We start from the raw sequence: 8,744 nt of genomic DNA, 5'->3' as shown, positions 1-8,744 counted from the left end.
GGCGAGGTCATCAAGACGGTGCCCGAGTCGAAGATCGTGGAGACCCTGATCGACGAGGCGATGAAGATCGCCGAACAGATGGAGGCGGACGGGATCGCCTCCGGGGAGCCTTCGGTTTCGGTGGCGGGCTGACGGGAGGTGCGGCGGGGGGAGGCCCCCGCCAACGGGCGGCGCCGCCAATATTCGCCAGGTACAGTGCGGGGAATCAGCAGATCCCAGGGTGAGGCCCCCGTACGTGTTGACGCAGACCACCACCAGGGTCCTCGAACCGAGTGACCTGGACGCCGCGCTCGCCGTCCTCGACCGCGAGCCGGTCGTGAACGCCTTCGTGACCTCCCGGGTGCAGATCGCGGGCCTCGACCCGTGGCGGCTCGGCGGCGAGATGTGGGGCTGGTACGAGGACGGCATGCTGACGTCCCTCTGTTACGCGGGCGCCAACCTGGTCCCGATCTGCGCCACCCCCCGCGCCGTACGCGCCTTCGCGGACCGGGCCCGTCGCGCGGGCCGCCGCTGCTCCTCCATAGTCGGCCCGGCCGAGGCCACCGCCCAGCTGTGGCGGCTCCTCGAGCCGAACTGGGGCCCCGCCCGCGAGGTCCGCCCCCAACAGCCCCTGATGGTCACCGACCGGGTGCCCTCCGACATCGCCCCGGATCCGTACGTCCGCCGCATCCGCAAGGACGAGATGGAAACGATCCTGCCCGCCTGCGTGGCGATGTTCACCGAGGAGGTCGGCATCTCGCCGCTCGCCGGTGACGGCGGGCTCCTCTACCAGGCCCGGGTCGCCGAACTCGTCGGCTCCGGGCGCTCGTTCGCCCGCCTGGGCCCGGACGGCAGGGTGATCTTCAAGGCGGAGATCGGCGCCGCGACCCCGCAGGCCTGCCAGATACAGGGCGTCTGGGTGGCCCCCGAGTACCGCGGCCAGGGCCTCGCGGCCCCCGGCATGGCAGCGGTCCTGCGCTACGCCCTCGCGGACGTGGCCCCGGTCGTCAGCCTGTACGTCAACGACTTCAACACGGCGGCGCGGTCGACGTACCGAAGGGTCGGCTTCAAGGAGATCGGCGCGTTCATGAGCGTGCTGTTCTGAGGGAAGGTTTGCCCCTTCAAACTGGGAGGGGCTGAGCGCCCCGTTTAGGGGCGCGGGGAACTGCGCGATCAGCCACAACGAACCCGCACCCGAACGACAATCCTCAGCCCCCGCGGTCCCCCGGCTCAATCCAGCGAAGCGCACCGGTAGTCTCCGGGCATGCTTCGCATCCCCGGTCAGGGCCCCCGTACGCCCGACGACGTCGTCATCGGCCCGCTGGATCTGGCCGCGCGGATCGATGAGGCGCTCGCCGTGCAGGCCGTGGCCTTCGGGCTCGGCGCGGACGAGATCGCCGTACGGCGGCAGATCGTGCTGCGGCATCTCACCTACCCCGGCGCCCGCGCACTCGGCGCCACCACCCCCGGCGGCCGGCTCGTCGGCTTCGTCTACGGCATGCCCAACGACCGTGCGCACTGGTGGTCCACCGTCGTCGAGCCCTATCTGCGCAGCCAGGGCCACGACGCCTGGCTGGACGACTCCTTCGTGATCACGGAGCTGCACGTCCACCCGCACTACCAGAACCGCGGCATCGGCCGCGCCCTGATCACCACCATCACGGACGCCGCCACCCAGCCCCGCTCGATCCTCTCGGCCATCGACACGGACAGCCCAGCCCGCGGCCTCTATCACTCACTCGGCTACCAGGACCTGGCCCGCAACGTCCTGTTCCCCAGCGCCCCGAAGCCGTACGCGGTGATGGGCGCCCACCTTCCCCTCCGCAGGCGCTGACCGATTTCCACGTGGATGGCACGCCCGGCTAACCTCCTAGCCATCACCCTTACGCAGCAGGAGTTAAGAATCATGGCCCAGGTCCAGCGCATGTCCCGGTTGATGGTCAAGACACTGCGCGACGACCCGGCGGACGCCGAGACGCTCAGCCACAAGCTGCTCGTCCGCGCCGGTTACGTGCGCCGCACGTCGGCCGGTATCTGGACCTGGCTGCCGCTGGGCAAGAAGGTCCTCGAGAACGTAGCGCGCGTGGTGCGCGAGGAGATGGACGCCATCGGCGGCCAGGAGGTTCTGCTGCCCGCCCTGCTGCCGCGCGAGCCCTACGACGCGTCGGGTCGCTGGGACGAGTACGGCGATCTCCTCTTCCGCGTCAAGGACCGCAAGGGCGCCGACTATCTGCTGGGCCCCACGCACGAGGAGATCTTCACCCAGATCGTCAAGGACCAGTGCTCGTCCTACAAGGATCTGCCGGTGATCCTCTACCAGATCCAGACCAAGTACCGGGACGAGGCCCGCCCCCGCTCCGGTGTGCTGCGCGGCCGTGAGTTCCAGATGAAGGACTCGTACTCCTTCGACACCACGGACGAGGGCCTGGTGGAGTCGTACGGGCTGCACCGCGAGGCGTACCAGAAGATCTTCGCGCGCCTCGGTCTCGACTACCGCATCGTCTCCGCAGTCTCCGGCGCGATGGGCGGCTCGGCCTCGGAGGAGTTCCTGGCGCCCGCCGCCGCCGGTGAGGACACCTTCGTGGACTGCCCGGCCTGCGACTACGCGGCCAACACGGAGGCGGTCACCTTCGCGCTCACGCCGGTCGAAGGCGTCGAGCACGGTCCGGTCGAGGAACTGGACACCCCCGACACCCCGACCATCGAGACCCTCGCCGAGCACCTGGGCGTGCCGGCCTCCGCCACCCTCAAGAACCTCCTCGTCAAGGTCGACGGCGAGATCGTCGCCGTCGGCGTCCCCGGCGACCGCGAGGTCGACCTCGGCAAGCTGGGCGAGCATCTGGCCCCGGCGGTGGTGGAGTTGGTGACGGCCGAGGACTTCGTGGGCCGTGCGGATCTCGTACGCGGTTACGTCGGCCCGCAGGGCCTGGACAAGGTCCGCTACATCGCTGACCCGCGCGTGGCGCCCGGTACGGCCTGGATCACGGGCGCGAACAAGGCGGACAAGCACGCGCGCAACGTGGTCTGCGGCCGGGACTTCGAGGTCGACGACTACCTCGACGTGGTCGTCGTCGAGGAGGGCGACCCCTGCCCCGCCTGCGGCACCGGCCTCAAGATGGACCGCGCCATCGAGATCGGTCACATCTTCCAGCTGGGCCGCAAGTACGCCGACACCTTCCAGCTCGACGTCCTCGGCCAGAACGGCAAGCCGGTTCGCGTGACGATGGGCTCGTACGGCATCGGTGTCTCGCGTGCGGTGGCCGCGCTGGCCGAGCAGTCGGCGGACTCGCAGGGCCTGTGCTGGCCTCGCGAGGTCGCCCCGGCCGATGTGCACGTCGTCGCCGCCGGCAAGGCCCTGCAGACCGAACTGGCCCTCGACGTCTCGGAGAAGCTGGGCGCGGCGGGCGTACGCGTCCTGGTGGACGACCGGGCCGGCGTCTCACCGGGCGTCAAGTTCACGGACTCCGAACTGATCGGCGTCCCCCAGATCCTGGTGGCCGGCCGCCGCTCGGCCGAGGGCGTCCTCGAGCTCAAGGACCGCCGCACCGGGGAACGCGAGGAGCTGACGGTGGCCGAGGCCATCGCTCGCCTGACGGCGTAACGGAGGGCTGTGTGCGGGGAGTTCGCGGCGGGGCGAGCCCCCTCACAGCCAGCCCGCGAACTCCAGCAACAGCTCCGCGTCCTGGACCCGCCCCACCCGCCGGGCCCGTACCCCCGACTCGACCGCCCGGAACAGCGTCCACCCCCGCAGCCGCTCCTGGTCCACGTCCAGGGACTCCGCGAGACGCTTCACCCGGCGGCGTGTGGTCGAGGCCCCGGCGGGCGAAGCGATCAGGTCCTCGACGCGGTCGCGGACCAGGCGGGCCAGATCGAAGGCGCACTCGCCGACGACGGGATCGGGACCGACGGCCAGCCAGGGGCTGCGTTCACCGGCGAGGACCTTGCTCTGCCGGAAGGTGCCGTGCAGCAGACGCTCCTCCGGCGGAGCCGCGAGCAACTGCTCACGGGCCGCGAGCGCCGCGTCGACCAGCGGCAGCGCCTCCGCGTCGGCACTCGCCCGCATGGCCTCGGCCTGCCGCCCGGTCCGCTCGGCCACGGTCTCGAAGGTGTCCCCGGCGGGCGGCTCGACCCACAGCCGCCGCAGCGTTCCGGCTGCCTCCAGCATCGACTTCGCCTCGGGCAACGACCGCACGGACAGGTCGGGATGCAGCCGCTCCAGGAGCAGCACACCACCGGTCGAGGGGAGCCCGGAGGACTCGAGGAGCCGTACCGCGCCCCGTCCGTCCCAGTGTGCGAGCGCGGCTCGCTCGCTCTCCGGCCGTGCTCGCGGCGGCGCGAGCTTGAGGACGGCGGGGGTCCCGTCCGGCAGCCGCACCAGCACCACAAGACTGCTGCGCCCGCCGGGCACCTGCACCCGCTCCACGGTCAACTCGCGTACCGCGACGGCCTGTTGAGCCGTCTCGGGCAGCTTCTCCAACCAGTCGTCACCGGCCGGTGACGACTCGCCGAGCGCCCTGACGAGCCGCTGCGGCGGTTCGAAAGCCATACGCGAGTGTTCCCTTCCGACGTGCTCGACGTGCTCGACGTGAACGACTGTTACGTGCGGGGTGTCGTCGGCGCCGCGGCCGGGGCGGCCCGCTCGGCGAGACCAGGGAAGGCTACGCTCCCGCCACGCCAGCGTGCCGCCCGCACCGCCGCCTCCCGCAAGGCCTGAGCGGCATCGCGCCGCCGCGCACCTTCGGCAGCCCGTACGACATCCGAGTACACACCGGCCACCCGCTCCTCCAACTCGACGGCGAGCCGCACGGCCGCGTCCGCGTCGGTCACCGGGAACGGCAGCGCGTACGCGGCCGCCGCCGACTCCGGCTTCCCGTCCAGGTCCCGCACGGCCCGCACGAGCCCGTCGCGCCGGGCCCGATGCGCGTCGTACGCCGCCTGCGCCTCAGCCTGCCGCTCCTCGCCCACCTTTCCGCCCACGACCCCGTACCCGTACACCGCGGCGTGCTCGGCACGCAGCGCGGCCTGCACGGCCTTCAGTTCGACCGAGGCCGCCGCCTCCCCGGAACTCCAGGAACTCTGAGACCCGCTCACTTCCCACCCTCCGCCAACAAGTACACGTGCACCGCACCGGCCGCCGCCACCGAGGCCAGCAGCCGAGCCAGCTCTCCCGGCACCTCCTCGAGCGCCTTCGTACGCCGGTCCGCCAACGCCCGCTCGGCCGAGGCGAGTTCGGCGAGGGCGTCCTCCTCGCGGGCCGGAACGCCCGCAGCCGGAGCACTCGCGGAAGCAGCGGGAGACGAAGAAGCCGAAGATGCCGAGGCACTGGGTGTGGCAGACACCCGCTTCCCGCCCCCGAACGCCTCCGCATGCCGTACGACCTCCGCCCGCAGCGGCGACAACCGCGCCGCCAGCGCCGGATGCGCGGCGAGCACGGCCTCGTACCGCGCCGCGAGCCCCTCGCTGTCGCGTGCCGCACGCGCGCGTGCCCGATCGGCGGCGGAAGTGGCCTCCTTGGTGGTCTCGGAGGAGGAGTCGGAGGCGGAGCAGCCCGTGAGCAGCGCGGCGCCCGCACCGGCGGCTGAGGCGAGCAGACTCCTTCGGCGCGGCCCCGAGGGCGAGCGCGACGGCGGGGTGAACGACAAGGCAGACGTCCTCGGCAGGCTCGTACGAAAGGAAGGGCGGCGACCGGAGTTCCGGGTGCGCCTGCCCGGATCAAGGTAACCCGCGGTGATGCCGGTGGAACGCAACACCCTCCTGGACCCGATACCCTTTGACCTGACACGCGACCTACCCACAACAGCACACGCGGCCGAGGAGTCACCCGGATGAGCACCACCCAGAGCGAGAGGCTGCGAGGACTGCTGGAACCGCTCGTCAGCTCCCAGGGACTCGATCTCGAGGAGATCGAAGTGGACTCGGTCGGGCGTAAGCGTGTGCTGCGCGTCGTCGTCGATTCCGACGAAGGTGCCGACCTCGACCAGATCGCCGAAGTGAGCCGCGTGCTCTCGGCGAAGCTCGACGAGACGGACGCGATGGGCGAGGGCGAGTACACCCTCGAAGTGGGAACCCCGGGTGCGGAGCGCGAGCTCAGGGAACACCGTCACTACGTACGCGCCGCCGGCCGGCTGGTGAGGTTCCAGCTGACCGAGGGTGGCGAGCTTCTCGCCCGGATCCTCGAGGTGGACGACGAGGGCGTGGACCTCGAAGTGCCCGGTGTGAAGGGGCGCAAGGCCACTGCCAGAAGGCTCGCCTTCGAGGACATCGCCAAGGCGCGCGTCCAGGTCGAGTTCAGCCGCAAGGACAAGAAGGAAGAGGAGGCGTAGCCGTGGACATCGACATGAGTGCCCTGCGGGGCTTGGTACGGGAGAAGGAGATCTCCTTCGACCTGCTGGTCGAAGCGATCGAGTCGGCCCTCCTCATCGCGTATCACCGCACCGAGGGAAGCCGTCGCCACGCGCGCGTGGAGCTCAACCGCGAGACCGGCCATGTGACCGTGTGGGCGAAGGAGGACCCCGAGGACCTCGAAGAGGGCCAGGAGCCCCGCGAGTTCGACGACACCCCGACCGGCTTCGGCCGCATCGCCGCCACCACCGCCAAGCAGGTCATCCTGCAGCGCCTGCGGGACGCCGAGGACGACGCGACGCTCGGCGAGTACGTGGGCCGCGAGGGCGACATCGTCACCGGCGTCGTCCAGCAGGGCCGCGACCCGAAGAACGTACTCGTGGACATCGGCAAGCTGGAGGCCATCCTGCCGGTGCAGGAGCAGGTTCCCGGCGAGACGTACCAGCACGGGATGCGGCTGAGGTCATACGTCGTCCGGGTGGCCAAGGGTGTGCGTGGGCTCTCGGTGACGCTCTCCCGGACGCACCCCAATCTGGTGAAGAAGCTCTTCGCCCTCGAGGTGCCGGAGATCGCCGACGGGTCCGTCGAGATCGCCGCCATCGCCCGGGAGGCGGGGCACCGTACGAAGATCGCTGTCCGGTCCACCCGTTCGGGCCTGAACGCCAAGGGTGCCTGCATCGGGCCCATGGGCGGTCGTGTGCGAAATGTCATGGCCGAACTGAACGGCGAGAAGATCGACATCGTCGACTGGTCCGACGATCCGGCCGACATGGTCGCCAACGCGCTCTCCCCGGCCCGGGTCTCCAAGGTCGAGGTCGTCGACCTCGCCGCCCGCTCCGCGCGCGTGACGGTGCCCGACTACCAACTGTCCCTGGCCATCGGCAAAGAAGGGCAGAACGCCCGGCTCGCCGCCCGGCTGACCGGCTGGCGGATCGACATCCGTCCGGACACGGAACAGACCGGTGAGCAGGCCCGGGACCAGCGAGGGGAATAGATCACGCCTCCCGGTCGCTGAGATCACGACAGTTTTATACGCGGCAACCGTTCGATTCTTGCCCCAAAGGGGTGAGGTCGGTGCGGGGAGGTAGACTTGATTGTGTCTGGCCGGACGTCAGCCCGAGCATGCCCTGAGCGCACGTGTGTGGGGTGCCGGGAGCGAGCGGCCAAGGACGATCTGCTGCGCATCGTGGCGATCGAGGGCGCCTGCGTCCCCGATCATCGCGGTACGCTGCCCGGCCGGGGTGCCTATGTACACCCCGCCCTGGTCTGTCTCGATCTGGCGGTGCGCCGCCGGGCGTTCCCACGGGCGCTGCGTGCCCCGGGACCGCTCGACACAAAGGCGTTGCGCCTAGCCGTCGAGAAGACCGTTGCCGAGAAGGCAACACCGTAAGACGTGTCGCACGGAACCCCGTGCGGCCCTGGTACCCCGCGAGTTGGAAGTAGGTCGAGATTGCGATGAGCACTCGATGAGCACGCGATGAGTACGCCCATGAAGTAGCGACGGTCCGGACGCAACCCGGACCTAAAAGGAGCGAAGTGGCTAAGGTCCGGGTATACGAACTCGCCAAGGAGTTCGGGGTTGAGAGCAAGGTCGTCATGGCCAAGCTCCAAGAACTCGGTGAATTTGTCCGTTCTGCGTCTTCGACGATCGAAGCGCCCGTAGTACGCAAACTGACTGACGCCCTCCAGCAGGGCAACGGCGGCGGCAAGCCCGCCCCGCGCAAGGCCGCGCCCGCCAGGCCGGCCTCCCCCTCTCCGGCGCAGGCCGCCCGTCCGGCTGCCCCGCGTCCGCCGGCCCCGAAGTCGCCGGCCGCGGAGAGGCCCGCAGCTCCGGCCGGTGGGCCGGTCACTCCGGGTCCGCGTCCGACGCCGGGTCCCAAGCCGCCCGCGCCGAAGCCCGCTCCGGCGTCTCCGGCTCCGGCCGCGCCCGAGTTCACGGCGCCTCCGGCGGCACCCGCGGCACCCGCGGCACCTGCGGCATCCTCGGGTCCCGCGGCTCCCTCGGGTCCGCGTCCGGGTGGTGCCCGTCCGGGTGCCCCGAAGCCGGGCGCTCGTCCGAGTGGTCCCGCTCAGGGCGGCGGCCAGGGTCGTGGCGACCGCGGTGACCGTCAGGGCGCTCCGCGTCCGGGTGGTCAGGGCTCGCGTCCGGGTGGCCGTCCGGCCGGCCCGCGTCCGGGCAACAACCCGTTCACCTCTGGTGGCTCCACCGGTATGGCGCGCCCGCAGGCGCCCCGTCCGGGCGGTGCACGTCCTGGCCCCGGTGGACCTGGCGGCCCCGGTGCCCCGGGCGCTCCGCGTCCCCAGGGCGCGGGCCAGGACCGTGGTCCCCGTCCGCAGGGTGGTCCCGGTGGCGCTCCGCGTCCCGGTGGCGGCCCCGGCGGCAACCGTCCGACTCCGGGCGGCATGCCTCGTCCGCAGGGTGG

Annotated in this window: 10 protein-coding genes and 1 pseudogene; 8 read left to right on the top strand and 3 right to left on the bottom strand. The window is 71.2% G+C overall.

Features of this window, described 5'->3' with window-relative positions:
- From IEZ21_RS42675 to IEZ21_RS42660, 4 genes and pseudogenes are all read left to right on the top strand, one after another.
- Positions 1-132, top strand: a pseudogene (locus tag IEZ21_RS42675) (flavodoxin-dependent (E)-4-hydroxy-3-methylbut-2-enyl-diphosphate synthase); the annotation flags it as partial.
- A 103-nt stretch (positions 133-235) separates the two neighbouring features.
- The gene (locus IEZ21_RS42670) at positions 236-1,084 is read left to right on the top strand and encodes a GNAT family N-acetyltransferase (protein WP_033326881.1); all 849 of its coding nucleotides are present in this window, start codon (positions 236-238) and stop codon (positions 1,082-1,084) included.
- A 159-nt stretch (positions 1,085-1,243) separates the two neighbouring features.
- Positions 1,244-1,813, top strand: coding sequence for a GNAT family N-acetyltransferase (locus IEZ21_RS42665; RefSeq protein ID WP_051745208.1), 570 nt, complete (start codon positions 1,244-1,246; stop codon positions 1,811-1,813).
- Between the two features lie 72 nt (positions 1,814-1,885).
- The gene (locus IEZ21_RS42660) at positions 1,886-3,580 is read left to right on the top strand and encodes a proline--tRNA ligase (RefSeq protein ID WP_189327196.1); all 1,695 of its coding nucleotides are present in this window, start codon (positions 1,886-1,888) and stop codon (positions 3,578-3,580) included.
- A 42-nt stretch (positions 3,581-3,622) separates the two neighbouring features.
- On the opposite strand, the gene IEZ21_RS42655 is transcribed toward IEZ21_RS42660, so the two are convergent.
- From IEZ21_RS42655 to IEZ21_RS42645, 3 genes are read right to left on the bottom strand one after another with little or no spacing between them, the layout of a single operon-like run.
- Positions 3,623-4,525: an aminoglycoside phosphotransferase family protein gene (locus IEZ21_RS42655; RefSeq protein ID WP_189327195.1), complete on the bottom strand. Its 903-nt coding sequence runs from the start codon at positions 4,523-4,525 to the stop codon at positions 3,623-3,625.
- Between the two features lie 50 nt (positions 4,526-4,575).
- Positions 4,576-5,070: a ferritin-like domain-containing protein gene (locus tag IEZ21_RS42650; protein ID WP_189327194.1), complete on the bottom strand. Its 495-nt coding sequence runs from the start codon at positions 5,068-5,070 to the stop codon at positions 4,576-4,578.
- On the bottom strand, positions 5,067-5,621 hold the full coding sequence (locus IEZ21_RS42645; protein WP_189327193.1) for a hypothetical protein: 555 nt from the start codon (positions 5,619-5,621) through the stop codon (positions 5,067-5,069). Before IEZ21_RS42645 ends, IEZ21_RS42650 begins: the two co-directional genes overlap by 4 nt.
- 183 nt (positions 5,622-5,804) lie before the next feature.
- Between IEZ21_RS42645 and rimP the strand changes: the two genes are divergently transcribed.
- The 4 genes from rimP to IEZ21_RS48180 form a co-directional block, all read left to right on the top strand.
- Positions 5,805-6,302, top strand: coding sequence for a ribosome maturation factor RimP (gene rimP, locus IEZ21_RS42640; protein WP_189327192.1), 498 nt, complete (start codon positions 5,805-5,807; stop codon positions 6,300-6,302).
- 2 nt (positions 6,303-6,304) lie between these two features.
- Positions 6,305-7,315 carry a transcription termination factor NusA gene (gene nusA / locus IEZ21_RS42635; RefSeq protein WP_189327191.1) on the top strand — a complete coding sequence of 337 codons (1,011 nt, stop codon included), beginning with the start codon at positions 6,305-6,307 and terminating at the stop codon, positions 7,313-7,315.
- 102 nt (positions 7,316-7,417) lie between these two features.
- Entirely contained in the window at positions 7,418-7,711 is a 294-nt protein-coding gene (locus IEZ21_RS42630; RefSeq protein ID WP_078492252.1) for a YlxR family protein, read from the top strand.
- A gap of 146 nt (positions 7,712-7,857) precedes the next feature.
- On the top strand, positions 7,858-8,744 hold an 887-nt coding region (locus IEZ21_RS48180), incomplete at its 3' end, for a translation initiation factor IF-2 N-terminal domain-containing protein (protein WP_246568773.1).

The organism is Streptomyces flaveus (assembly GCF_014647675.1).
Taxonomy (GTDB): Bacteria; Actinomycetota; Actinomycetes; order Streptomycetales; family Streptomycetaceae; genus Streptomyces; species Streptomyces flaveus.
This window is presented reverse-complemented; position numbering and strand designations above follow the sequence as displayed.

Excerpts from the sequence above, each read along its gene's own strand:
- rimP (WP_189327192.1), top strand. The coding sequence starts at position 5,805 with ATGAGCACCACCCAGAGCGAGAGGCTGCGAGGACTGCTGGAACCGCTC.
- IEZ21_RS42655 (WP_189327195.1), bottom strand. The coding sequence starts at position 4,525 with ATGGCTTTCGAACCGCCGCAGCGGCTCGTCAGGGCGCTCGGCGAGTCG.
- IEZ21_RS42660 (WP_189327196.1), top strand. The coding sequence starts at position 1,886 with ATGGCCCAGGTCCAGCGCATGTCCCGGTTGATGGTCAAGACACTGCGC.
- IEZ21_RS42665 (WP_051745208.1), top strand. The coding sequence starts at position 1,244 with ATGCTTCGCATCCCCGGTCAGGGCCCCCGTACGCCCGACGACGTCGTC.